This is a genomic window from Mucilaginibacter mali (genome assembly GCF_013283875.1).
In the GTDB taxonomy this organism is placed as follows: Bacteria; Bacteroidota; Bacteroidia; order Sphingobacteriales; family Sphingobacteriaceae; genus Mucilaginibacter; species Mucilaginibacter mali.
Map to the genome: position 1 here is coordinate 4,786,048 of NZ_CP054139.1, position 24,794 is coordinate 4,810,841.

Here is a 24,794-nt window from a genome sequence, read left to right on the forward strand (position 1 = left end):
GAAAGATTTTTTTTGAGATAGTGGCGTGAGATGGCTCCGCCGGTGGGCGAAACCTATTAGATTTTCCCATATTTGTTTGATTATTTTTTATTAAAAAGGGCGGTTTGTTTTCGAGGCAATTACCGCCCTTTTCTTACATAAAGATAACTTTTTTTTGAAAAAAGGTGTCATTTTCTTCGGGAAAAGCTCCTTTTATCTTCAGCCGCGACGCATTTGTTGATGGCATTATCACGCCCTTACAGGACAGTATTACTAATACGCTTGATCGCGACAAACTTGATGTGTTTGCGCGGCAAAGCGGATTTCTGCAACGGAGGTCCAAGCTTAAACCCGACGAGTTTATCGATACATTGATGTTCAGTGGTCTTGATCATGGGCAACTCAGTTTGCAGGACTGCTGCAACGACCTGGCCCGGCAGCACCAAACCGCTCTTAGCAAAGTCGCATTACATAAGCGGTTCAATTCAAAGAGCCTGAACTTCCTCAAGCTTGTGCTGGCCGAACAACTCTCATCCAGGCTGAATATCAAAGGGACGGACGACTGGCAGCCGTTTTCACGGGTAGTGATCGCCGACTCCTGCAAGTTTTCTCTGCCGGCACAATGCAAGGATGACTATCCCGGTTTTACAAACTTCGGCAATGTATCATCCATTATGAATATCCAATATGCTTTTGATATCAAAAACGGGGATTGGGAAAACCTGGAATTGACCAGGGCTACCGAAAATGACCAAAGTCATTCCAAAAAAACACTGCACCGTATTGGCAGGGGGGAGTTGCATATCCGCGACCTGGGCTTTGTTACTCCATCATACCTCAGAAAAGTGGTGAGTGAACAAGCCTTTTTCCTCAATCGCTTACATCCGCAATGGAAACCCCTGCAGCATGGTTCGGGCAAGCCTGTCGATTGGGCGGCGCTCCACCAAAAAATGAATCGCAGCGGGAAATTGCAGTTCGAAACAATGGTTACTATCGGAACCGGGGAGGATGGCTTCAACTGCCGCCTGATCGCTGTTCCCGTACCGGAACAGGTATGGGCCGAACGGATACGGATAGCTCAACAAAGAGCCAAAAGCCAGAAGGTCGCTCTTTCCGATGAATATAAGTCTCGTTGCCGGTTCAGCATATTTATTACAAATACGCCGATAACCACCCTTAAAGCCGCGGAAGTCATTCAACTATATCGTTTAAGATGGCAGATCGAACTCGTGTTCAAGACCTGGAAATCGCTGCTTGCCATCCATAAGGTAAGGGCTGCCAGGACTGAAAGGCTGGAGTGTCAACTGGTCGCCAAATTTATCTGGATATTTATCAACTGGAAGATATTCCGCTTTGTCGATTCCGTCATTCGGAAAAACCAGCCGGCCTACGCCCTTTCCATTTGGAAATTCTTTAAACATACCCGCCTTAATAGCCAAGTCATCAGAAGTGTGGTTGCCGGTGAATTACCATTAAAAGATTGGTGGGAAAGGTTCCTTTTTCCAATTATAAAAAGTCTGTTGATCGAACCGAAAAAAGGAAAAAAGGCAGCTTTTGAAATTGTCTATGAGGTCTTTAAGAACTTAAGTTAACGGCCATGGTGAGGCTACAAACAACAGGGCAAATAAAAACCACCCGCACAGGTCTACGAAATAATCGTAGATTTGTGCCTAATTAAATACCCCTCCCCAAACCATATAAATTAATTTTCTGCTTCTCCTTTAGCAGGGAGCGGACCCTTCTGCATGTTCACCATCTCGGTAAAGCTCCGGGCGGCAGTGGTAAAGTCTGATGGGATCAGCATCACGGTAGTGGTATTATTATCGATACCAATCTCACTCAGCATTTGCATACGGCGCAATTCAAGCGCAATCGGGCTGCCCTCCATTTGCTTGGCGCCCTGGGTAAGCTTAATAGATGCTTCCAACTCGGCTTCGGCCTTGATGATACGGGCGCGCTTTTCGCGGATGGCTTCGGCTTCGCGGGCCATGGCGCGCTGCATGCTTTCGGGGATCTCCACATCCTTCATCTCCACCATTTCAATCTTAATCCCCCACGATTCGGTTGCCGAATCGACAATTTTTTGCAGCGTAGCGTTGATCTGCTCACGTTCGCGCAGCACCTCATCTAATAGGTGCTGACCAATAATATTGCGCAGCGCCGTAACCGAAAACTGGTAGACCGCCTGGTTGTAGTTGGCTACCTTAATAATGGCATCCTCGGGGTTAACCACGCGAAACCACAGTACGGCGTTTACTTTAATAGTCACGCTATCCTTGGTAATGGTTTCCTGCTGCTCCAGGTCAACAGTGCGGGTACGGATATCCACCTTCATTTGCGTATCAATAAAGGGGATGATAAAATACAGGCCCGGCCCCTTGGTGGCATAATAGCGCCCCAGCCTAAAAACAATAGCACGTTGATATTCCTGGGCAATACGAATGCCCATACCTGCTAAAACAAGTGCAATAACTGCAATAATACTTAAGTACATGGTTTTTGTGTTTATATATGATTTTGATCAACCGCCTGCCTGTTTAATTCCGGGAGGATTTTTAGGGATCGGGGAGGGTACACCGGTATGCGATTGTTAAGTAAATGTAGATACATTACACAACATGTTGCAAATATATTTTAGCCATCAGCACAGTAGCAGCACAGTTGGCTTTTGGCACAATGTCAGCTTTTTATAAACTGGCACGTAAATAGCATTAAGTATTGTGTAGAAGCAATATCATGAAGGCATTTCAATTTAAAAAGCTAAGCAACAGCCTTAAGGGGCAGGCCGCCAAATTATCCGAACAAGGTTTTAAGCAGATCTTTGATCATATCGATCAACTGAAGATCAGGAAAGGGGTGGATACGATGGGGCTGGATAAATTCATCGATCAATGCGCTTACCTGGCGGCCGGTTCGGGCGTAATATCGGGCAGCGGCGGTATGATAACTATGGTGATTGGTATGCCGGTAGATATGGCCAACCTCATCACCCAGCAATTTAGGGTTACCATGGCCATTATGTATGCTAACCAGGGCAGCTACCACTTCGGGTTTGATGAATTTATGCGCATGGTGGCCACATCGCTAAAGGTAGAAGCCGGCATTGCCCTCTCAAAAACCATGATGGAAAGCGTAGCTGAAAAACTGTTGCTGATGTTCGGAACCCGCACCGCCGAGCGCCTGGTACCTGTAGTAGGTGGCCTTATTGGCGGCGCAACAAACTATCTGTTCATTAAACGCGTAGCCGAAAAGGTGAAGGAAAGCCACATGGGGCAAACATCACTGGCGATATAAATAAAGAGTCATGCCGAACTTGTTTCGGCAACCCATATGCAAGGTCAATTCGCTATTATTTTATCACCATCCCGGTGTAGGTGCGGAACGGCCTCAATTTTTGATAAGGGATCAGCCAGTTACGTTCAATGTCGTAATTCCTGACGGCATGCGGTAATACATCGGCCGATGATAGCCTTACACCCTTATCGGTAAAAACGTATTTTTCAAACAGCACTTCGGGCGTTAGTTTATCTTTAGCGTAATTTAAAGAGTTCATTAGGGCTTCAACCTCATTTTCGGTCAGGCTGGTATCCCGCGCAATGTCCTTCCTTGCTGCCGCGATGCCCTTTTGTATAAATAGCTTGTATTGCAGGAAGATGTTCTTTAATCCCGCCTTGTCGATCTCCTTAGCTAAAGGGTATGGCTGCCCGGTATTAATATCATAAGTTAGCCACTTTTGGTACCCCGACGGGCGCGCACCCATCGTTTCGTAATAAATAATAAGCGAGATAATGTTGCTATCCTGGTAAGTGACCTCGTACCAAACGCCGGTAATGCCATGCCCGTCTGCTTCGTAGCGTTCAACTATATCATAAGATTTGTGGCCATCAAACAGTTGTTCGGCTATGGCTTGCTTTAGTTGTGGGTATTTGTCTGATACTACTGGTATCTGCAAACTGTCTATATTATTGTACCCGTGGTATTTAAGAAATATCTTCTGTTCATGAATGATTCCTGCCGACGCCAATTTTTGTGCTCTTAAAATCAGGGAGCAAGCACAAAGTATTAGCGCCAGGACTACCTGCTTCATCGTGCTGCCGATATTTTATTGGTGAGTGTTACAAAATCGGCCACGCTTAAGCGTTCGGCACGAAGATCCAGCATGGGTTCATCAACCATCTTTTCTTTATTAATGAGCGATGATACCGCGTTACGCAGGGTTTTGCGGCGCTGATTAAAGCCGGCCTTCACCACCTGCCAAAATAGCTTTTCGTCGCAATCCAGCTTCGCAACATCATTACGCGTTAAGCGTATCACCGCCGAAAGCACCTTAGGTGGTGGGTTAAAAACACCCGCCTTTACTGTGAACAGGTACTCCACCTTGTAATAAGCTTGCAGAAACACGCTCAGGATACCGTACTCCTTGCTACCCGGTTTAACGGCACAGCGCTCGGCCACCTCCTTTTGAAACATGCCAACCACCTCGATAACTTTATCGCGGTTATCCAGTATCTTAAAAAGTATTTGCGATGAGATGTTATAAGGGAAGTTACCGATAATACCGAATGGTTCGGTAGACACCTTATCGAAATCCATCTCCAAAAAATCATCGTTGATCAGTCGCTCGCCCAACTGCGGGTACTTCTTTTTCAGGAACAGGTACGATTCGGTGTCGATATCGATGAGGTAGGTTTCCAGACCGGGCTTTTGCAGCAGGAAGTCGGACAGTACACCCATCCCCGGGCCAACTTCAAGCACGCGGGTGTATTTGCCACCGTAGCGCAGGCTATCCACTATTTTAGATGCGATATTCTTATCGGTCAGGAAGTGCTGACCAAGGTGTTTTTTAGCGCTAACGAGAGACATGGGGGCAAAGGTCGGGTTTTTAGGCGAAAGAGCCAAAAGCGGAAAGACCAGGGCAGAAAGCAGGAAAGAATGCCTAAAAGTTATAGATTTGCATATTGTGCACACTTGTTAATACTTAGTGCTTTATAAACAAGCAGGTAAAAAGCTTTCGGCTTTCTGCCTTACGCTTTCAGCTCATATACAAAATGGAGAAAATAAAAGTAGGGATCAGCATAGGCGATGTAAACGGCATCGGGCTGGAGATCATTATTAAAACCCTGGCCGACGCGGCTATTTTAGATTATTGCACCCCTATTGTTTACGGGCATACCAAGGTGGCCTCGTTCCACCGCCGCTCGGTAAACGCGCACGACCTTAACTTTAACGTCATCACCGAAGCCTCGCAGGCGCATCATAAAAAAGCCAACATCATCAACTGCTGGGAAGAAGATGTAAAGATAGACCTTGGCCAAAGTAACGAAGTGGGTGGCAAATACGCCTTCCTTTCGCTTGAGCGCGCCACCAGCGACCTGCTAAGCGGTCAGATTGACGCCCTGGTGACGGCCCCCATCAACAAGGATAACATCCAGAACGAAAACTTCAAATTCCCCGGCCATACCGAATATTTGCAGGAACGCGATAATGCGCCCGAATCGCTGATGTTTTTGGTGAGCGATACTATGCGCGTTGGTGTGGTAACCGGGCATATCCCGGTTGCGCAGATAGCCACCGCGGTAACCACCGAAAAAATTGCAGCAAAGCTGAAGCTGATGAATGCCAGCCTGAAGAATGATTTCTGGATCCGTAAACCCAAGATAGCCGTACTGGGCCTTAACCCCCACGCCGGCGATAACGGCCTGATAGGCGACGAGGAGCAAACCATTATCGCCCCCGCGCTGGAAGAAGCCCGCGCCTTAGGCATCCTGGCCATGGGTCCGTACCCGGCAGATGGCTTTTTCGCCAACGCTACCTACGCTAAATTTGATGCCGTATTGGCCATGTACCACGATCAGGGCCTGATCCCGTTCAAGCAGGTGGCCTTCGAATCGGGCGTGAATTATACGGCCGGATTAAGCTTCGTACGCACCTCACCCGATCATGGTACCGCCTACGATATTGCCGGGCAAAACAAGGCATCGGAAGTATCGTTCCGCGAGGCCTTGTTTACCGCACTGCACATTGTTAAAAACCGCAGGGAGAACGTGGTATTGAACGAGAATCCGTTGCAGTTTAGTAAGTTGAGCAGGGATAGGGATTAAAGTTTTATATAAAACCCGTCATCCTGAGCGATAGCAAAGGATCCCAAACTATGCATTTCTGCTCTGCTTATCGGGGATGCTTCGCTAAGCTCAGCATGACGGTAGTAATTATTTACTCACTCCGCAAACTCTCCGCCGGGTTAGCCAATGCCGCCCTGATGGTTTGCAACACAATAATAGCCGCTGTTATTAGCGTCAGGATCATTACGGCTAACACAAAGGGCTGGAACGACAGGCTGATCTTATACGTATAATCATTCAACCAGTGCTGCATCAGCAGGTAGGCTATCGGGCAAGCCACCAAGCCGGCAATCAATACCACCACTAAAAAATCCTTTAAAAACAAGGCACTGATACCCGCTGCCGACGAACCTAATACTTTGCGGATACCGATCTCCTTTGTGCGCTTTTGCACACTCAGGGCAATCAGGCCTAACACACCCAGCAGCACAATAATAGTGGATAGTATCGTGGCCAAATAGGCCGCCTTTTTCAGCTGCAACTCAACCGTGTAAAGCTTCTGGATGGCATCATCCACAAACTTATATTCAAACGGCGCGCCAGGCAACAGCTTGTTCCAGCCGGTTTGCAGGGCGGCGATGCTTTGCTGGATGTTATTGCCGTTCAGTTTTACCGAGAAGTAGCGGTACAGGTTGGTATAATTCACATTCAGGAATACGATAGGCGGGATGCGCCCCTTCATCGATCCGAAGTTAAAATCCTTGGTCACTCCGCAAACCACAAAGTTTGGTGGATAACCCTGCATACGCAGTTGTCTGCCGATAGCCTTTTCCGGATCGGCCCAACCCAATGATTTGGCCAGCGTTTGGTTGATGACCACCTTGTTTTCATCACCCGGAGAAAAGGCCGGCGTAAAGAATGTACCTGCCTTTAAACTGATGCCATAAGTGGCGGCATACTGGTTATCAGTAGTTAAGATCTGGCCCGATTGCGCACGTAGCGAATCGGCACCGGGCAGGTAAACGGGGGTATTGCCCATGTTAGCGCCGTCGGGAATCTCCCATGAAAGACTGACGTTGCTCACCTGCGGGATCTGCTTCAGTTCACGACTGATGCTCTCCATATGGTCAATACCCTGCTTCGACCAATCGCGCGGCAGCGAGGCGTAAACTACATAACTACGGTCGAAGCCCAGATCGGCATTGAAGAACAAATTAGTTTGCTGCGAAATAACAAACGAGCTGATAAGCACCACAATGGCTATCCCAAACTGCACCGCCACCAGCGTTTTACGGGTAAAGATATTTTCGCGGATGCTTAGCTTGCCTTTCAGCGAATCGACCGAACGGAGCGACGATAACACCAGCGCGGGATAAACGCCCGCCATCAAACCGATAAATACCGCGAGTGCAAGCGGAATAAGATAGAAATAAAGCGGGAACGAGAACAAACCCAACACCTCACGCCCAACCATATCGCTAAAGAACGGTCGCCCGATAAGGTACCATAGCATGGCCATCAAGGTAGAGAGCAATACCAGTAAAACCGATTCGGTGAGGAACTGCCAGATCAATTGCTTGCGCCTACCACCCAATACCTTGCGGATGCCCATCTCCCGCATACGGGTTGACGAACGGGCAATGCACATATTAATAAAGTTGATAACGGCCATCAGCAAAATAAACAGCCCGATGAACGAAATGGTGTATATCATGCGCTTTACGGTGCCGTTGCCCGCGTCGAGGTAATAATCCTTCAGTGGCACTAAATACGGCGTCATATTGGCGGCTATTTGTGGCGCGGTGTTCTTTTTGATCAGATCAAGCATCGGCTTATCCAGTTGCTTGGGGTTGATGCCTTTTTGCAGTTGCACGTAGCCCGCTATGCCGGTATTGTTCCAGCCATCCATAAACCGGCCCATAAAGTTTGCCGCGCCAGCCGACATAAACACGCCGGTATTGGTAACCAAATCGGTAACCGAATTGGTAGGTGTTTTATCCAGCACGCCCGAAACGGTAAAATCGTGCTTACCGCCTTTAAAATTTTCGATGTTGATGGTTTGCCCGACGATATCCGTTTTACCGAAATATTTAACGGCAATATTTTGCGTGATCACTACAGAAAAGGGATCATTCAGCGCCGTGCGGCTATCACCATGCATCAGCTTGAAGCCATACATTTTCAGCATGGTGCTGTCGCCTATTTGCAGGGCTTCACGGAAGTGCTTATCGCCTTTTGATACGGTGGACGATACGCCATCCCAGCGGTAATAATTGGCAACAAGATTAGAATACGTGCGCTTCAGTGCACGGGGCAACTCGGCGGTGGTGGTGAGCGGGTAACCCATGTTGGGGTCTTTCCACTTGCTTAGTACGATGTATTGATTATCGGCATCTTTTAGCTGGCGGTTTACTTGCAGTTCGCCGTAAATGTAAGCACCGATCAAGAGTGTAAACGCGATACCCGCCGAAAGACCGATGATATTGACCAGCGAATAAAAGCGTCCTTTTAAGATATTGCGCCAGGCTATTTTGAAGTAGTTTTTTAACATAGGTGATGGTATTTGGTAATGCTAACCTAAATAACATCGCGCAATACATCAACTAAGTGATTGATAATTAACAATATTTAACAGAGTAACTTAAACGATTAGCGCGCCGACTATTTGACTCACCCGGTCGTTGCTTCGCTCGACCACCCTCTCTCCGCTTTGCGGAAAGAGGGGTATAGATTGTTCAGTATTGCTCCTACCCTCTTTTCGCGCAGCGAAGAGAGGGCCGACCAGCGCAGCGTCGTCGGGGTGAGTCCACCCGCTCTGCTATTGCTTCTGAATAATATAAAAATAGATATGCCTGCGTGTCACAAAGCCAATACCTTCATAAACTTTTATCGCCCGTTCGTTATCATCCCGCACATGCAGGTAGGGTACATTGCCCGCGGCCTGGATACGGGCGGCCTGGTGTAGCAATAGTTGCCGGGCATAACCTTTACCCAAATGGTCGGGATGGGTGCACACGGCGCTGATCTCGGCATAATTAAAAGCATGCATACGCTGCCCGGCCATGGCCACCAGCTGATCGCCGGCAAAAATGCCCGTGTAATGGCCAAACTCAATGGTGCGCTGCGCGAACGGGCCGGGGTTGGTCAGTTTGGTTAAGGCCAGCATTGGGGGTACATGTTCCAACGTTAAGGGGATGATATTCGCATTGCCAGTCGGTGTCGCCTTTCCCCCGAAGATCATTTGCGGGCATTTTATTTTGGCCAGTATCCTCCATCCGGCAGGGATCTTCATTTCTACCGGACTAATAAATCCGCGCGGACTGGTACCCGGCACCATATCATACAGTGCCCGGAAGCTTTCCGCATTATTTTCGGCGAAGCCAACAAAGGGCGAAACTTCGGCATCAAAATATTTAACCGCATCGGTGCCGAGGGCCAGGTTTTTATTGCCCGATAGCAGCGCGCTCCAGGCCGGGTTATCCAGTACATGTTCCATTAGTGGCAAACCTAAAAAAAGCCATAGATATGTTGGTCAGCATATCATCAAAAATAAAAAACGGATGGGCAGCCGCGCGCCACCCATCCGCATCTAACATAAAAACAGGAAATTATAAAGCAATAGTCGCGTTGTTGTTTATCTTCCAAATGGCTGCGCCCGGTGTAGGGAAGCTTACGCCTTTGGTGCTGCCGCGTACGCCGGCATCCTGCCCAAAGGTGTATAGCGGGTGGCCCTTGTATATCAGCTGGCTTTTACCAAAAATGGTTACCGTAGTAAACAGCGTTTTATCAAACACGGTTGGGATGCTGCCCACAGCGCTTATTTCAAATATGGGCCAAACGGTATTATTGCTCAGGTCGGCCTTGGTAAAGGTGTTGGTATTGTGTGTATCGCGGGTAAACTCATACAGCGTGTGGCCGTTGGCATCGGTTAAAAAAGTTGATGCGCCGGTACCGCCTATACCCTGATCATTATAGGACACACCGTCGTGCCCTATCAACTGCGTGTTGCCGAACATCACACTGTAATCGGCCTTGCCAATGGCCCAAAGGTTGCCAAAAGCATCGCCATTCACATCGCCGGCCGCGGCATCCTTACTGTAATAGTATAGCGGCCAACCCTTGTAAGTGGTTTGCTTAGTACCATCGGTGCGGTTAATTACGCCAAAATCCGATGTGGCCAAACCGGTGCCGATAGATGGGTTTTCTTTGTAAAATGGTGGCCAGGTAATGGCGCAACCATCCACACAGGCCGACGCGCCGGCCACATCTTTGGAAAAGAAGTAAAGCGACATGCCATTATTATCGGTAATGATATTGCCCAGTTTGGCATTGATGCTTATTTGTACGCCGGTTACCACTGTTGGCTGCGTGCCGTTACTGTTATCTTTTTTGCACGATGTGCTCAATAATGCCACAAAGGCAAATGCTATTAGTAAATAGCTGGTTTTAAATGTTTTCATTTAGAGGTAAGATTAGTTTTATAATAAACTGTACCTAATGAATACCGTTAAAAACCACCCAATGGTTGCTTATTGGTTAAATGAAATTCGTTTATATTAAATCAGGGTTTTATACAGGCCGATATAATTTTTACTTATGGTTGCCTGTACAAACAAAAAAATCCCGCCGAAGCGGGATTCATATATTAAGTATCGCAGGCCTAATCTCTAATTACGGTTTCACCACCGTGCTGTATTTGTTATCCAGGCTAATATAGTCGGTCAGGATCTGGCCGGCTTCCACCTTTAAAAAGTCAAGGTCGGTTTTGTTTTTCGAGCTTGGCATCAACCTGTCGGCAGCCTTAGCGGTCTCGCCTTTTTTAAGCGATGGCAGGCCCACAGCAACACGCTTAAGGTTGTTACGTTCAAAGGTTTTTTGCTCGTCGGCTTCTCGTTCTTGTTTCAGTGCTGCTTCGTTCAGCGTAGTGCTTTTCTCGGCATCGCGCTTTTTAAATTCGGCCAGGTCTTCCAGCAGATATTTATAGCTTGGGTTGTTTGCCATGCGCTGGTCGTGCAATTTGGTCAGCTGCGGCAGCACTGTGGTAAAATCGCCTACCTTAGTATAATTGCTTTTGGGCACCATATCATAAGGCAATGCCGATGGTTCGGTATCCTCGCCATATTTATCCATCGGGATAACCGACGGGAATTTCACATCTGGTGTTACTCCTTTATGCTGAGTTGAGCCGCCGCTGATACGGTAGAATTTAGCGATGGTAAGATTTAACTGGCCAAACGCGCTTTCGCCGCCATTGGCTACACCGCCTTTGGTTATTTTAACATCCTTACCGCCGGTAGCTTTTTTAACCAGGCTGGCAATCATATCCTTAACAGCCGGAGGGATAGCCTTGTCCAGATCGATAGCGTTTTGCACAGTACCCTTACCATAGGTTTGCGAACCAACGATCAGGCCGCGGCCATAATCCTGTATCGCGCCCGAGAAGATCTCGGAGGCCGAAGCGCTAAAGCGATCGACCATTACGGCCAGCGGGCCGCTCCATGCTACCGATGGGTCTTCGTCTTCATCAACCTCAATTTTATCGCGGGTATCGCGCACCTGCACTACCGGGCCGGTTTTAATAAATAAGCCCGTCAGTTCAATAGCCTCCATCAGCGAACCGCCGCCGTTTTGGCGCAGGTCCATCACAATACCATCAACGCCTGCTTTCTTCAGCGTATCCAGTATCAGGCGCACATCGCGGGTGGTGCTTTTATAATTTTGGTCGCCGGCTTTGTAAGCGTTAAAATCTACGTAGAACGCCGGTACCGAAATGATACCTATTTTAACCTGCTTGCCATTGTTATTATAAGTGCGTATCTCTTTTTGGGCCGATTGATCCTTCAGGATGATCTTCTCGCGCATCAATTCCAGCATTTTTGGCTTATCGGTAGCCGATTTGCCTTTAGGCAAGATCTTCAGCCTTACGATGGTACCCTTGTTACCACGGATCAGCGCGATGGCATTTTCAATGCGCCAGCCTATCACGTCCGAAAATTCGCCGTCCTTTCCCTGTGCAACGCCTACAATGCGGTCGCCCACTTCAATTTGATGGCTCTTATCAGCCGGACCACCCGCAACAATGGTTTTAACCGTTACATAGTCGTTTTCCGATTGTAGCGTAGCGCCGATACCCTCCAGCGAGCGCGACATATCGATATTGAAATTAGCCGCGTTGGCCGGGTTAAAATAATTGGTATGCGGGTCTATAGTTTCGGTAAACGCATCCATAAAGATCTGGAACACATCCTGGTTGTTTAACTTGTTCGAGTTCGCCAGCAGGTCCTCGTAACGTTTTTTCAACTTCACGCGGTTAGCCGCCATATCGTTGCTGGCCAGCTTCAGGTTCAGCAGATCGTATTTTACACGCTGTGTCCATAAGGCGTCCATCTCTGTAACCGATGCCGCCCATGGCAGCTTCTCGCGGTCGTAGGTAAATGTTTCGTTCTTGTTAAAATCGAAGTTCTTATCTATCTGCGTAAGCGAATATTTTACACGTTCGTTATAACGCTTTTGGTAAACGTTAAAAATGTAAAAGGCATCGTTCAGGTTGCCGCCCTTCAGGTCATCGTCCAGTACGGTTTTGTATTTTTCAAAATCGGCAATGTCCGATGCCAGCAGGTAGTTATGGTTCTCATCCAGCGTTTTAATGTACTTATTAAAGATCAGCGTGGATATAGAATCGTTCAGCGGCACCTTTTTGTAATTATAGCCTGAAATAAGCGTGGTTACCCACTTGCAAACAACAGCCTGCTGCTCATCGGGCTGTATATCGTTAGATCCGGGTACCTTAACAAACTTTGGCGGGGCCGCTTTACATGCTAAAGCCGAGCCCAACATTAATGCTATATATAGTTTCTTAAACATATCTTTTGTGGTCTTTAAATCGGGGTTAATACTAAACATCAATAGTTGTGCCTTTATTGTTTTTGCTAATGTAAATAAAAAGAGACAGCCATTACCGCCGTCTCTCATTCAATAACAATTATACAAATTATGTTTTATTAATTGCAAATGCCCCATCTATTTTACACAATATTAACTAATTGATTAGTAATATGAATTTTAGGTGATATTAACATATGAGGTTGGATGATATCAGGAAGGTATAGGCTGGAAATACGGGCGTTGCCTGCGGCCCGGGCTTTTCACTCATACTGCACGGGCCTTAGCCACAGGGCCGGTATCCGTTTCAATCCCTACCGCAGCTATGCGCACAGCCACATAAGTTTGAAACGTATGCCATTTTAGGTGGATATAGCCTTGGACCGATGATAAAAACAACCCCATCGGGGGTTAAATATCGGTAGAAGAAAATGAGAAATACCAACGCCGCTCCGTAGGTACGGTATATGATATTGCGTACCTATGGCACGCGCATAAACTCACTTATTATTCTACCAATGAGGCCGTCTCATAAGTCAATTATGAGGCGGTTTTTTCGTTGATGCCGATTTAGATGAGTTATTAGGAAAGCGGGACTGTATCAGCCTGCTTTCGATTTTTTTGAGTTGGTTCAGGTGTTTTTATCGGATAAAAAGCCTTTTTTATCAGGCTTTCCACTTTCTGAGGTTATGTGCGATGGATAATAACCCTATTTCGACCTCGGTTTTGGACATTCCCTTCAGCAGGAATCGCCTGAAGCCGTGATTATGCTTCAGGTTGGCGAACACCGGTTCGACATCTGCGGGCCGTCGCTTTCGGTATTTGATGCCCTGTTCGGTATTCAATCTTTCTTTCGCTATCTGCTTGTGTATTCTAAGGCTGTGGTTGATCTCCACCACGCGGTTACCGGCTGCTTGGTGACAAACGCCCCGCATGGGGCAGTTTTCACAATTCTGCGCCTGATAGCGGCTGATCAGTTGCACATAGCCGGATGTGGTGACCCGCTGCCCGGTGCCGATATGCTGCATGTGTTGTCCCATCGGACATACCAGGTAATCTTCCTGTTCATTATAGTGCAAACTGTCATTACCGAATGCTTTGATGCCTTTATTTTGTTCCTGGTCGAACGTGTTGTATTTGATATAAGCTTCAATGCCTTTTTGCTGTAATACGCCATAGTTCTCGTCCGAACCGTAGCCCGCATCGGCCACTACCGCTTTTGGAAGTGCATGATATAAAGTTTCGTATTGTTCGATGTGTGATGGAAGGGTCTGGTAATCGGTTGTGGTTTGGTGCAGGCTATAGTTCAAGATGAACTGCTCCTGGGTGGAGATCTGCAGATTGTATCCGGGTTTAAGCTGCCCGTTCAGCATAGGGTCTTCTTTCATCCGCATGAAGGTGGCACCCGGGTCGGTCTTCGAAAAGCTGTTGCGACCGCCTAACAGCTTTTCCTGCTCGTCATACCGGGCCAGGTTCTCCGGCCAGTGCTTTTTGGCATAGTTCAGCTTCTGCCTTACTTTCTTATCGACATCTTCCTTATCGTCCAGGGCGGCGTTGATCTTTGAGATCGTTTCTTTTACTTTTTCCGGGTTGATCTCGCTGTATTCCAGCGGTGCGGTGTCTTTAAGTTCTTCGGCAGCGATGGTTTGCGCATAACTCCACAGTTCATCCAATTGGGCTTTCATCTTCTCCTTGCTGTTCTTAATGCTTTTGCCCCATACAAAAGTGTACTTGTTCGCTACCGATTCGATCTTGGTACCATCGGTAAAAACAGCTTCTTTCAGCGAGACGATACCTTCCTGCTGTAATAACAATACGATCTGTGAGAAGATCTCCTTTAAAACACCCGACAGCTTCTCGCTCCGGAAACGGTTGATGGTATTGTGATCAGGCTTTTTCATGCCTAAAAGCCACATGAAATGTACATTCTGCGCGGCCTGGTCTTCCAACTTCCGTGAAGAATACGTGTTGGTCAGATAACCGTAGATCAGCAGCTTGAGCATCAGCCGCGGATGAAAGCTGGATGCCCCGCCGCCTTTATACTTGCGGTTAATCGGTTTAACATCTACCTGATCGACCACCTTCGATACAATACGTACCGGATGACCCTGCGGTACCAGTTCCTCCAGTTTATACGGTAAAAAGGTTAACTGGTCAGGATCATATTCCTTAAAGACTACTTTTCCTCCCATGCCTTTAAGTTACTGAAAATTACGCTCAAAAACAAAGAGGCTGCCTCGCTTTTGAGACAGCCTCATTTTGAAGCGGCTGGCCAAAAAGCAATATCAATCCTGCGCCGCCAGTTCGGCATAGCGTATATTGCCTTTAAGCGTGGCAAAGCGGCTATACTGAATGGCGCTTAATTGCTTTTCGGTTTCCAGCAGCTCGGTCAGCCAGCCGTGCGACGCGGCAATTTCGCGGGCTTCCAGCAGGTCTTGCTGCGCCAGTATAAAATCGCCAATTTCCAACTTCACCATAGCCAGTTTGCACAGGTTGCTGATGGTAAGCCGGTTGTTATTTTGCTGTCGGGCCAAAAAGGTGCTTTGTAAAAAGTACCACTTAGCCTCCGAATAGCGGTTTTGCTTTACATACAGTTGCGCCAGGTCGCTAAAGTTTACGCTGGCTACATCGTATATCCTGAAGCGCATATTGTGTTGTGCGGTCCGCATTACCTCGGCTTCCATCACTTCCAGGCGGTAATCGCCGGGCGATAGCACCTGCGTTTTAATAACCGGGCGCGGGGTTTTAGTTACAAGAAAGTTTTGGGGGGAAACGTGCTGCGCGGCTTCAATGGCGGGCGGGTGTTCGGGCAATTTCTTCAGCCGCCACCATTGTGCCGATGCCGTTAAGCTGATACTGCAAAATAGAACAATCAGGGTTATCCGCATGCCTTAAACCGCTATCTTTTAAATAAAATTTAAAAACGGCTACAAAGATAGGCGTAAAACTGGTTTGATTTACAATGCTTTGTGTAAAAATATTAAAACTAACAAGTCCACCTTTAACTATTGCCCAAAGCTTTTTAGTTCCATAAGAACTTTTGGTGGGTAGAAAATTTGTGGTGATCACGAAACGTTCCTGTAGGAACGCCTGGTAAACGGGCCTTACAATACTACCGACCAGATGTACCTAACGGTACATCGAAACTGCCAGAATCCTGAATAATTTCTGTCTTACGCTTCGCTGGTTGTAATTTTACGTTTCACCTTTAACCGAACGATAATAAAAACAACCAGCAGCAAAGCCACTAAACTGGCCAGCTTAGGGATGTAATCGCCGTAGCGCACATAAAAAGTAATATCGGTACTGAGGTTTATATTTTGCTTTAGCGCCGTCCGCACCCACCATTTGGTATGCTGCACCACATCGCCCCGTTGGTTGATAAACGCCGAGATCCCCGTATTGGCCGATTGGCAAACCCAGCGCCGGGTTTCAATAGCGCGCAACTTGGCATAATCCAAATGCTGGTCCTTGCCCGATGTATTGCCCCACCAGCCATCGTTGGTGATGATGGCGATAAATTGCGCCCCCTTGCCTACCGCGCCGGCCACGTATTCGCCAAAGATGGATTCGTAGCAGATGACCGGATCGGCGCCGATGCCGCTTTGCGCGTAAAACACCTGCGAGCTATCCTGTACACCATAACTCCCCGCAGCCCCGCCCAAATGCGCGAACACAGGCTTCATGAACGATAGCACATTACCAAATGGCAGTGTTTCGGCACCCGGCACCAGTTTCGATTTATGGTAGATCTGCACCTCTGACGAGTTTTCAATCGCCACCGCCGAGTTAAAGCTATCGTAAAACTGGTTACCATTAGTAAACTGACTGGCTGTTTTGGTGGCCTCGTAATCATAGATCTTATAGCCCTCCATACCGGTGATCACATTACCGTTTTTATAGCGGTTTAAAAACTGCTTCACCTGGAAGTAATAATGGTTATCGCGAATATGGTTCTCCTCCACCGTTTCGGCAATGGCGGTCTCCGGCCAGATGAAGAACTCGGTATTGGGCTGCGCCAGCGAATCAGACAGGTGCGTCAGTATATCTATCTGCTGCGCGGCAGGGTAAGTGTGTTCTTTGGCATAAGGATCGATATTGGGCTGTGCGATCACCACGTTCGATGGATCGGGGGCTTCCTGGTAGGTGTTGTACCGGTATAGCGATAAGCCCAATGGCAGCACGATGATCAATACCAATCCCGCTATCAGCTTTAACCTAACCTGTTTATTTTGCGCCTCGCGCATGCCAATGTAGATCAGGAATACAAAGATATTCACCAGCCATATCCATATGGTACCGCCGTAAACGCCGGTATACTCGTACCATTGCACCCACTGGTGCGATGTGGCAAAACCATTGCCCAAAGTCATCCAGGGGAAGTTAAGGCCCCATGTTTGGTGCAGGTATTCGTAGCCAATCCAAAGGCAAACCAGCCCGGCCAGGCTCCAGCCGCGGCCGGTCAGCAAGCGCAACCTGAAGTACAGCCAACAGGCACAGGCCATCAACAGCGGGCCAAGACAATAAGGTATCAACGATACCGGGATGGCCACGATCTCGCCAATGTACTTTATCGCGTTGTAAACCCAATAGATACTCAGGAAGTTCCACACCAGAAACCCGAAGAACGCGGTACGAAAGATCTTGCGCCCCTTTTTTTCGCCGGCTGTGCTAATGATGTTTTCCATGGCCACCAGCATGGGTACAAAGCCCACAAAAAGCAGGAATGTGGTATACGGAATAGGCGGCCAGGCTATCCACAGCAATAAGCCTGAAAGCAGGGCGAGTTGTATGTTTTTTTTCATATTAAACTTTGTCATTACGAGGAGCACGAGTTGGCTATGTGAAGTGGGGCGACGCGGCAATCTCGTCGCAAACCATACTCCACAAACTCAATCATACCATCCATCACTCATATCACTCCAGGATGAGTTAACAGAAACTATCAAATCGATCTTCTTTTGCCGTGAACCTGCTTTAATTTGCTTCTCCCGATCAATGGCATCCTGTATCCATTGAAATAGCTCAAAGTAACCCAATTTATTACAATTGAACCGCGCGGAAAATCCTTTGTATTCTTTTCTTTTATGCTGTAATATCCGTATTTGTAATTCGCCGGTTACGCCTGTATAAAATACAGTATTAGCTTTGTTTGTTATAATGTAAACGGCATATTGGTTAATCTGCATATCGTTTTTGTATTGCTACGAGATTGCCGCGTCGCTCCATCACATCATCCCCCCGCTGCTCCTCGCAATGACAATGGGTATAATTAGCTAATCTTCCTCCTCATCCCTATACTTATTCTTACTCGCTTTCACCACCGCCCCGGCCACACATATTACAAACTCCCCCTTCACCGGGTGGGTCTCAAAATGTGCTTTCATCTCGGCAACAGTTCCGCGCACGGTTTCTTCAAACATCTTGGTTAGCTCGCGCGATACGGATAGCTGGCGGTCGGTGCCGAAATAGGTGGCCATCTCATCCAGCGTCTTCAATAAACGGTGCGGCGATTCGTACAGTATAATAGTGCGCTCTTCTTCGGCTAAAATTTTGTAGCGGGTTTGCCGGCCTTTCTTCAGCGGCAAAAAACCCTCGAAGCAAAACTTATCGGTAGGGAAACCTGAATTAACCAGCGCGGGAACAAATGCCGTAGCGCCGGGCAGGCATTCTACCGGAAGCTCATGCTTCAAAGCTTCCCGCACCAGAAAAAACCCGGGATCGGAAATTGCAGGGGTGCCCGCGTCGGATATCAACGCGATGTTCTTGCCCTCCTTTAAAAACTTGATGATCTCATTACTGCTCTGATGCTCGTTATGCTGGTGATGCGCGAACACCCGGCCGGTAACCCCAAAATGCTTCAGCATTGGTGCCGATGTACGGGTATCTTCGGCCAGTATCAGGTCGGCTTCCTTTAAAATGCGGATGGCCCGGTAGGTCATATCCTCCAGGTTGCCAATGGGGGTGGGTACTAAGTAAAGTTTGCCAGTTTGGTTCATAGATGATGGTTCATAGATCATAGTACTTTGTCCGACGGTTCAATTTTAGCTATGAACCATGAACTATAAACCATGAACTGTTATATCTTTGCCGTTTAATTATTCAAATAATGCTGCAAGTTAGTTATATCCGCGAAAACAGGGAACAGGTTTTGGAACGTTTGGCTGTAAAAAATTTTAAACAGCCGGGCCTGGTAGATGAGATCATTGCCTTAGACGAGCAACGCCGCTCGTTACAGGTAACAAGTGAGGATCTGCAATCCAAAGCCAACGCTTCGGCCAAACAAATTGGCGAACTGATGCGCACTGGTAAAAAAGACGAAGCAGATACCCTGAAGGGCCAAACCAGCGCCTGGAAGGAAGAGATCAAAAAACTGACCGACGAATTAGCATCGGCAGAAGAAGAATTACAACAAAAGATCGTATTGCTGCCTAATCTGCCACATAGCTCGGTACCTAAAGGTTTAACGCCCGAAGAGAACGAGGTAGTGTTGGAGAACGGCGCTGTCCCGGCTTTGCCCGAAAATGCCCTGCCGCATTGGGAACTGGCCGCTAAATATAATTTGATAGATTTTGAACTGGGTGTTAAGATAACCGGTGCCGGCTTCCCTGTATACAAAGGCAAAGGCGCTAAACTGCAACGCGCGCTGATCAGCTTCTTTTTAGATGAGGCCGAAAAAGCCGGTTATAACGAGGTGATCCCGCCGCTGGTGGTTAACGAGGCTTCGGGCTTTGGTACCGGACAGTTGCCGGATAAAGAGGGGCAGATGTATTATATCAATGAGGATAAACTATTCCTGATCCCTACCGCCGAAGTGCCCATCACCAACCTGTACCGCGATGTGATATTAAAAGCCGACGAGCTGCCGGTAATGAACTGCGGCTATACGCCATGCTTCCGTCGCGAGGCTGGCTCGTATGGTGCGCATGTGCGCGGGCTGAATCGCCTGCACCAGTTTGATAAGGTGGAAGTAGTACAGGTAGCGCATCCTGAAAAATCGTACGCGATACTGGAAGAAATGAGCCTGCACGTACAAGGCCTGCTGCAAAAGCTTGGCCTGCCATACCGTGTATTGCGCCTTTGCGGCGGCGATATGGGCTTTGCATCGGCCTTAACTTACGATATGGAGACCTGGAGCGCGGCACAACAGCGCTGGTTGGAAGTATCGTCGGTATCAAATTTCGAAACCTTCCAGAGCAACCGACTTAAATTACGCTTCCGCAATGCCGAGGGTAAAACCCAACTGGCACATACACTGAATGGCAGCGCGCTGGCTTTACCACGCATCGTGGCTACTTTGCTGGAGAATAATCAAACTGAAAAGGGTATTAAAGTGCCGGAAGTTTTGGTGCCGTATACTAAGTTTGAGTGGATAGACTGATATGCATAGCGGCGTAGACTCACCCCGACTACGCTGCGCTGGTCGACCCTCTCTTCGCTGCGCGAAAAGAGGGCAGGAGCAATGCATTGTAAGACTTACGAAGTTTTGAACTTAACAAGTCTGTTTTATAAATACTATGTGTCCCCTCTTTTCGCGCAGCGAAGAGAGGGTGGTCGGCGAAGCAACGACCGGGTGAGTAAAATAGACAAGCAGAGCCGCCCTACTTTCGTAGAGATTGCCACGCTATCGCCCGCAATGACGTGATGTTCTTTAGTTTTATCAATTGTAACATTCCTGATAAGAAACTCCCCGATTTTGCGTTATTTAGGCACGAAAACTAAAACGCTAATTAATGAAATTTAAAACACTGATCTGTTTATTAGTCGCTGTTGTTTTTGCACGAACGGCATCGGCACAAGTAAACGAACTATCGGGCTGGGGAGCCTGGTTCCACACACAAAAATTCAACGACAAATGGGGCGCATCGTTCGATGGGCAGTTTCGCTCGGCACATCACGCCGCCTACTTAAAAAACATCTTGCTAAGGCCGTCTGTTAATTACTACTTCGACAAAAGCAAGCACCTTGACCTGGGCTATGCCTACGTTACAGCTAATGGCCGTACCGCTACCGGCGCCCATACCTTCAGGCCCGAGCACCGCATATTCGAGCAGTTCATCGTATCGCACAAGGCCGGCACCAATACCGCCATCAGCCACCGCTTTCGGTTAGAGCAGCGCTTTTTAGGCCAAACGGCTACCCAGCCCGATGTCTTCGCGCAGCGATTCCGTTATTTTGTACGTGGCGTAGTTCCGCTAAACACGCAGGCTCCTTTTGTTAAAGGCACTTTCGTAGCACTACAAAATGAGGCATTTGCCAACGTGCAAAATAAGGACAAGATCAACAAACATGTGTTCGATCAAAACCGCGCTTATGCCGCCTTCGGTTATCGCTTAAATAAAATGATAGATGTAGAGGCCGGTTATCTGAACCAATACATTAAACATGCCGAAGCGTATACCATTAACCATGTAATGCAAGTGGCCTTGTATACCAGGTTTGGGTTTTAGGAAATCTTCTCAATTTATATCGCGACTTTCGCGAGTACTCACCCCGACTACGCTACGCTGGTCGGCCCTCTCTTCGCTTCGCGGAAAGAGGGCAGGAACAGTATCGGATAACCCCATCCCCTCTTTTTCCAAAGGAAAGAGAGGGTGGTCGGGCGTAGCCACGACCGGGTGAGTATTAACCTTGGTTAGTTTACATACATCATGACAAGGGGATTAATACCCCGCCTCAGCCAGCGTACTGATCAGCCTGGCTTCCAACATTTCGCTCAGGGCTTTAACAGCATTATTCTTCGCTTTGGGTTTGGTATCTGCGGCGTAAATAAAATGCTGCACGCCTAAGGTCTTCAGCAGATCATCAACCCGGGTATGTGCCTTGGTTTTATAGCAGGATATTTTTATTTTACTGTAGTAGGGGTTGCCGGTGAGCCGGCGTAGAACTTTTTCGGTATCGGTGCCCAAATGGTCGTAGTCCAGTATAATGCCATCGGGCTTTTGCTCGTGGATGAGGGGGAATATGCGCTCGGTACCGGTGATGTGTATTACTTGCTTCTTTGCCGGGATAGGTACTAAGGAAGTGCTTGATGCCACCACCAATAGTTTACCCGTCTTCATACGGATCATGCTCAAAAAGTTTAGTTGTTTAAATATACTTCACAAAAAGCCCGTTGTCAAGCACTTATTGTTTGATATTAAAAAGCTAACGGTAGAGCAACATTAAATTAACATGCCTGCAGGTTGTAAAAAGGTTACCTGCAGGCATGTGTAAAGGGTATTATTTGGCAATCTCAAAAACGGCGTGCACCTGGAAGCTAAGCTTTATCTTTTTCACGTCGATATCCGATTCGGGCGCGGCATCGGCCATGGCGGCTTTAGCCATATACATCACCGGGCGTGGCGATGAGAAGTTGCTGTCCTCGTTCTCCACAATGTCAATCGCGCCGCCTAACTTCTCGCCAATGCCGGTTAAAAGGAAGGCTGCCTTCTCTTTTGCATTTAGCAATGCCTTCAATTTCAGTTCGTTCTTCAACTCGTTTATTTTCGAATAATCGTAGCTGTCGATATTGGTCGATTGGATGCCCTTTGCATCTAACTTGCTCATTATCTGGTTAAAACGATTCAGATCATGAAAGCGGATACCGTATTGCTTGCTGGCCAAAAAATCGGGGTTCTTCTTTTTTTGGTAGGTATAGTTATAGCCCGAGAGGTTGTTGATGGTAAAATCCTCCTTAGGGATCCCTGCCTCGTTCACCGCTTTTTCCAGTTGTGTTTCCAGTTGACTAATGGTTACCTTGGTCTTCCCGTCGATGTATTCCTTCAGGGAAATGGATACGTTAATGATATCGGGGGTTACCTCTTTTTCGGCTGTTCCGTTCACCTCAATTTTGCGGCGCAGGTCTACACTTTGGGCCATCCCGGCCAATGTTATCGATAGTAATACTATGATGATGCTTATCTTTTTCATATTATTTTGTTTTTAAAGGATAGATGAACGTGGACTTGAAATTCCACAAACTTAACAAAGATGTTACATTGTTGTTGGGCACAAAAAGCCCAAAATCGCCAGGTTATTGATAAACAACTAATTGTTTTTACATTTGATATCAAACCAATTTCCATCGATGAAATTTCAACACACCCCCATTTACCTGTTGGGCGCCATGCTTTTTGCCGCCTGCAGTCAGCCCGAAAAAACGGCCTACACCGTTAGCGGCGATGACATTAAAAGCCACCTGGCCGTACTGGCTAACGACTCGATGATGGGCCGCAAGCCTTTTACCGATGGCGAGACCAAAACCATCAAATACCTGGCCGATCAGTACAAGAAGCTGGGTTTGGAACCGGGCAACAACGGCAGCTATTTCCAGGATGTGCCGATGGTGGAGGTAACCAGCACCCCATCGCCCATTACCATCACCGGCAAGGAAAATGTTACGCTAAACCCATCGGCCGACTTTGTAGCGCTAACCCGCCAGGAAACCGAATCGGTAGAGCTGAAGAACTCGCCGCTGGTATTTGCCGGTTACGGTGTGGTGGCCCCCGAATATAAATGGAACGATTATGCCGGTTTGGATGTAAAAGGCAAAACCGTAGTGGTACTGGTGAACGACCCGGGTTTTAAAGCCGGCGACCCGACCTTTTTCCACGGCGATACCATGACCTATTATGGCCGCTGGACTTACAAATATGAAGAAGCAGCACGACAAGGTGCGGCAGGTGTGCTCATCATCCACCAAACCGAGCCTGCCAGCTATCCATGGCAGGTGGTGAATACCAGCAATACCGGCGCTAAATTAGAATTGCAGCAAGCCGATAAACACATGAACCGCTGCAAAGTAGAGGGCTGGATAACCGAAGACGCGGCCACTAAACTGTTGGCATCGGCCGGAATTGCCGGCGATTTCCGCGCCCTGGCCCGCAAGCGCGATTTTAAGGCCGTACCGCTTAACTCAAACATCAGCGTAACGGTGAAAACCAAGCTAAAATATGCCATGTCGCACAATGTGATAGCCACACTAAAAGGCAGCACTACGCCCGATGAATACGTGATCTACAGCGCCCATTGGGACCATCTGGGTATTGGTAAACCCGATGCCAGGGGCGACAGCATTTACAACGGCGCTATTGATAACGGCAGCGGCAGCGCGGCTATTTTAGCCGTGGCCAAAGCTTTTGCTAACGCTAAGGAAAAGCCAAAGCGTACGGTAGTCTTCCTTTCGGTAACTGCTGAGGAGCAGGGCTTGCTGGGATCTGAATATTATGCTACGCACCCCATCTTCCCGGTTAATAAAACCGTGGCCAACCTCAATATGGATGCCCTGCACTCTTTTGGCGAAACCAAGGATATAGCCGTTACCGGCAAAGGCCAAAACCAATTGGAGGACGCGCTTGAAGAACTGGCCAAAGCCGATGGCCGTGTTTTAGTGGGCGACCCGAAACCCGGAGCGGGAAGCTACTACCGGTCAGACCACTTTAACTTTGCCAAGGTGGGCATCCCTGCGCTGGATATTAACAGCGGAACTGACAGTAAGGCGCACGGCAAAGAATGGGGCCTGAAGCAGGAAGAGGATTTCACCAGCAATCACTATCACCAGCCATCAGATAACTACTCGGCCGATATAGACGTAACCGGCATGGTGCAAACGGCCGATATCCTGTATCGCCTGGGCACTAAACTGGCCAACGAAACCAGCTGGCCGGGATGGAAAGCCGGATCCGAGTTTAAGGCTATACGGGATAAATCGATCGGGATGAAGTAATCATTCATAATCCGTCATCTTGAGCGATAGCGAAAGATCCCCGGCATGCATATCGGGGATGCTTCGCTATCACTCAGCATGACGGGTTTGTTTTTCCGCTGAAGCCTCACCCTGCCCTCTCCAGAGGAGAGGGTTCCAAAGTCTCCCCCTTTGGGGGAGATTTA

General features: G+C 48.0%; 20 protein-coding genes. 6 read left to right on the forward strand and 14 right to left on the reverse strand.

Going from position 1 to position 24,794, the window contains the following annotated elements; genetic code table 11:
- Nucleotides 1-164: 164 nt before the first annotated feature.
- Nucleotides 165-1,571, forward strand: coding sequence for an IS4 family transposase (locus tag HQ865_RS20190; protein ID WP_173416639.1), 1,407 nt, complete (start codon nucleotides 165-167; stop codon nucleotides 1,569-1,571).
- 110 nt (nucleotides 1,572-1,681) lie between these two features.
- Here HQ865_RS20190 and HQ865_RS20195 read toward each other — a convergent pair whose 3' ends face one another.
- A complete protein-coding gene (locus tag HQ865_RS20195) occupies nucleotides 1,682-2,473 on the reverse strand; it encodes a slipin family protein (protein ID WP_173416640.1) in 792 nt (263 codons plus the stop codon).
- 242 nt (nucleotides 2,474-2,715) lie between these two features.
- Here HQ865_RS20195 and HQ865_RS20200 point away from each other — a divergent pair, with 242 nt between their 5' ends.
- Entirely contained in the window at nucleotides 2,716-3,273 is a 558-nt protein-coding gene (locus HQ865_RS20200) for a hypothetical protein (protein ID WP_173416641.1), read from the forward strand.
- Between the two features lie 55 nt (nucleotides 3,274-3,328).
- Here the strand turns inward: HQ865_RS20200 and HQ865_RS20205 are convergent, their stop codons facing one another.
- The gene (locus HQ865_RS20205) at nucleotides 3,329-4,003 is read right to left on the reverse strand and encodes a hypothetical protein (RefSeq protein WP_173416642.1); all 675 of its coding nucleotides are present in this window, start codon (nucleotides 4,001-4,003) and stop codon (nucleotides 3,329-3,331) included.
- A 59-nt stretch (nucleotides 4,004-4,062) separates the two neighbouring features.
- Nucleotides 4,063-4,842: a 16S rRNA (adenine(1518)-N(6)/adenine(1519)-N(6))-dimethyltransferase RsmA gene (rsmA, locus tag HQ865_RS20210; RefSeq protein ID WP_173416643.1), complete on the reverse strand. Its 780-nt coding sequence runs from the start codon at nucleotides 4,840-4,842 to the stop codon at nucleotides 4,063-4,065.
- Between the two features lie 185 nt (nucleotides 4,843-5,027).
- Between rsmA and pdxA the strand changes: the two genes are divergently transcribed.
- Nucleotides 5,028-6,080 carry a 4-hydroxythreonine-4-phosphate dehydrogenase PdxA gene (gene pdxA / locus HQ865_RS20215; RefSeq protein ID WP_173416644.1) on the forward strand — a complete coding sequence of 351 codons (1,053 nt, stop codon included), beginning with the start codon at nucleotides 5,028-5,030 and terminating at the stop codon, nucleotides 6,078-6,080.
- Nucleotides 6,081-6,192: 112 nt separating this feature from the next.
- Here pdxA and HQ865_RS20220 read toward each other — a convergent pair whose 3' ends face one another.
- From HQ865_RS20220 to rsmI, 9 genes are all read right to left on the reverse strand, one after another.
- Nucleotides 6,193-8,592: an ABC transporter permease gene (locus HQ865_RS20220; RefSeq protein WP_173416645.1), complete on the reverse strand. Its 2,400-nt coding sequence runs from the start codon at nucleotides 8,590-8,592 to the stop codon at nucleotides 6,193-6,195.
- A 267-nt stretch (nucleotides 8,593-8,859) separates the two neighbouring features.
- Nucleotides 8,860-9,537, reverse strand: coding sequence for a GNAT family N-acetyltransferase (locus tag HQ865_RS20225; RefSeq protein WP_173416646.1), 678 nt, complete (start codon nucleotides 9,535-9,537; stop codon nucleotides 8,860-8,862).
- A gap of 112 nt (nucleotides 9,538-9,649) precedes the next feature.
- Entirely contained in the window at nucleotides 9,650-10,501 is an 852-nt protein-coding gene (locus HQ865_RS20230) for a hypothetical protein (RefSeq protein WP_173416647.1), read from the reverse strand.
- A 211-nt stretch (nucleotides 10,502-10,712) separates the two neighbouring features.
- Nucleotides 10,713-12,905 carry a carboxy terminal-processing peptidase gene (locus tag HQ865_RS20235; protein WP_173416648.1) on the reverse strand — a complete coding sequence of 731 codons (2,193 nt, stop codon included), beginning with the start codon at nucleotides 12,903-12,905 and terminating at the stop codon, nucleotides 10,713-10,715.
- A 683-nt stretch (nucleotides 12,906-13,588) separates the two neighbouring features.
- Nucleotides 13,589-15,115 (reverse strand): IS1182 family transposase, encoded by a 1,527-nt coding sequence (locus HQ865_RS20240; RefSeq protein WP_173414705.1) that lies wholly within the window; start codon nucleotides 15,113-15,115, stop codon nucleotides 13,589-13,591.
- A gap of 93 nt (nucleotides 15,116-15,208) precedes the next feature.
- A complete protein-coding gene (locus HQ865_RS20245) occupies nucleotides 15,209-15,811 on the reverse strand; it encodes a hypothetical protein (protein WP_173416649.1) in 603 nt (200 codons plus the stop codon).
- Between the two features lie 285 nt (nucleotides 15,812-16,096).
- Nucleotides 16,097-17,728, reverse strand: coding sequence for an apolipoprotein N-acyltransferase (lnt, locus tag HQ865_RS20250; protein ID WP_173416650.1), 1,632 nt, complete (start codon nucleotides 17,726-17,728; stop codon nucleotides 16,097-16,099).
- Between the two features lie 87 nt (nucleotides 17,729-17,815).
- The gene (locus HQ865_RS20255) at nucleotides 17,816-18,112 is read right to left on the reverse strand and encodes a GIY-YIG nuclease family protein (protein ID WP_173416651.1); all 297 of its coding nucleotides are present in this window, start codon (nucleotides 18,110-18,112) and stop codon (nucleotides 17,816-17,818) included.
- Between the two features lie 87 nt (nucleotides 18,113-18,199).
- Nucleotides 18,200-18,922: a 16S rRNA (cytidine(1402)-2'-O)-methyltransferase gene (gene rsmI, locus HQ865_RS20260; protein ID WP_173416652.1), complete on the reverse strand. Its 723-nt coding sequence runs from the start codon at nucleotides 18,920-18,922 to the stop codon at nucleotides 18,200-18,202.
- A 110-nt stretch (nucleotides 18,923-19,032) separates the two neighbouring features.
- Here rsmI and serS point away from each other — a divergent pair, with 110 nt between their 5' ends.
- Together serS and HQ865_RS20270 are read left to right on the forward strand one after the other, a co-directional pair.
- Nucleotides 19,033-20,304 carry a serine--tRNA ligase gene (serS, locus tag HQ865_RS20265; protein WP_173416653.1) on the forward strand — a complete coding sequence of 424 codons (1,272 nt, stop codon included), beginning with the start codon at nucleotides 19,033-19,035 and terminating at the stop codon, nucleotides 20,302-20,304.
- A 352-nt stretch (nucleotides 20,305-20,656) separates the two neighbouring features.
- Entirely contained in the window at nucleotides 20,657-21,373 is a 717-nt protein-coding gene (locus HQ865_RS20270) for a DUF2490 domain-containing protein (protein WP_173416654.1), read from the forward strand.
- A gap of 213 nt (nucleotides 21,374-21,586) precedes the next feature.
- On the opposite strand, the gene HQ865_RS20275 is transcribed toward HQ865_RS20270, so the two are convergent.
- Both HQ865_RS20275 and HQ865_RS20280 read right to left on the reverse strand, forming a co-directional pair.
- On the reverse strand, nucleotides 21,587-21,994 hold the full coding sequence (locus HQ865_RS20275) for a hypothetical protein (RefSeq protein ID WP_173416655.1): 408 nt from the start codon (nucleotides 21,992-21,994) through the stop codon (nucleotides 21,587-21,589).
- A gap of 151 nt (nucleotides 21,995-22,145) precedes the next feature.
- Entirely contained in the window at nucleotides 22,146-22,835 is a 690-nt protein-coding gene (locus tag HQ865_RS20280) for an SIMPL domain-containing protein (protein ID WP_173416656.1), read from the reverse strand.
- Between the two features lie 157 nt (nucleotides 22,836-22,992).
- Here HQ865_RS20280 and HQ865_RS20285 point away from each other — a divergent pair, with 157 nt between their 5' ends.
- Entirely contained in the window at nucleotides 22,993-24,630 is a 1,638-nt protein-coding gene (locus tag HQ865_RS20285) for a M28 family metallopeptidase (protein WP_173416657.1), read from the forward strand.
- Nucleotides 24,631-24,794: the final 164 nt, after the last annotated feature.

What these genes read in the sequence shown, in the direction of transcription:
- rsmI (WP_173416652.1), bottom strand. Translation starts at nt 18,922, where the DNA reads ATGAACCAAACTGGCAAACTTTACTTAGTACCCACCCCCATTGGCAAC.
- HQ865_RS20195 (WP_173416640.1), bottom strand. Translation starts at nt 2,473, where the DNA reads ATGTACTTAAGTATTATTGCAGTTATTGCACTTGTTTTAGCAGGTATG.
- HQ865_RS20275 (WP_173416655.1), bottom strand. Translation starts at nt 21,994, where the DNA reads ATGATCCGTATGAAGACGGGTAAACTATTGGTGGTGGCATCAAGCACT.
- pdxA (WP_173416644.1), top strand. Translation starts at nt 5,028, where the DNA reads ATGGAGAAAATAAAAGTAGGGATCAGCATAGGCGATGTAAACGGCATC.
- HQ865_RS20235 (WP_173416648.1), bottom strand. Translation starts at nt 12,905, where the DNA reads ATGTTTAAGAAACTATATATAGCATTAATGTTGGGCTCGGCTTTAGCA.
- HQ865_RS20245 (WP_173416649.1), bottom strand. Translation starts at nt 15,811, where the DNA reads ATGCGGATAACCCTGATTGTTCTATTTTGCAGTATCAGCTTAACGGCA.
- rsmA (WP_173416643.1), bottom strand. Translation starts at nt 4,842, where the DNA reads ATGTCTCTCGTTAGCGCTAAAAAACACCTTGGTCAGCACTTCCTGACC.
- lnt (WP_173416650.1), bottom strand. Translation starts at nt 17,728, where the DNA reads ATGAAAAAAAACATACAACTCGCCCTGCTTTCAGGCTTATTGCTGTGG.
- HQ865_RS20270 (WP_173416654.1), top strand. Translation starts at nt 20,657, where the DNA reads ATGAAATTTAAAACACTGATCTGTTTATTAGTCGCTGTTGTTTTTGCA.
- HQ865_RS20240 (WP_173414705.1), bottom strand. Translation starts at nt 15,115, where the DNA reads ATGGGAGGAAAAGTAGTCTTTAAGGAATATGATCCTGACCAGTTAACC.
- HQ865_RS20255 (WP_173416651.1), bottom strand. Translation starts at nt 18,112, where the DNA reads ATGCAGATTAACCAATATGCCGTTTACATTATAACAAACAAAGCTAAT.
- HQ865_RS20280 (WP_173416656.1), bottom strand. Translation starts at nt 22,835, where the DNA reads ATGAAAAAGATAAGCATCATCATAGTATTACTATCGATAACATTGGCC.
- HQ865_RS20285 (WP_173416657.1), top strand. Translation starts at nt 22,993, where the DNA reads ATGAAATTTCAACACACCCCCATTTACCTGTTGGGCGCCATGCTTTTT.
- HQ865_RS20220 (WP_173416645.1), bottom strand. Translation starts at nt 8,592, where the DNA reads ATGTTAAAAAACTACTTCAAAATAGCCTGGCGCAATATCTTAAAAGGA.
- HQ865_RS20230 (WP_173416647.1), bottom strand. Translation starts at nt 10,501, where the DNA reads ATGAAAACATTTAAAACCAGCTATTTACTAATAGCATTTGCCTTTGTG.
- serS (WP_173416653.1), top strand. Translation starts at nt 19,033, where the DNA reads ATGCTGCAAGTTAGTTATATCCGCGAAAACAGGGAACAGGTTTTGGAA.
- HQ865_RS20225 (WP_173416646.1), bottom strand. Translation starts at nt 9,537, where the DNA reads ATGGAACATGTACTGGATAACCCGGCCTGGAGCGCGCTGCTATCGGGC.
- HQ865_RS20200 (WP_173416641.1), top strand. Translation starts at nt 2,716, where the DNA reads ATGAAGGCATTTCAATTTAAAAAGCTAAGCAACAGCCTTAAGGGGCAG.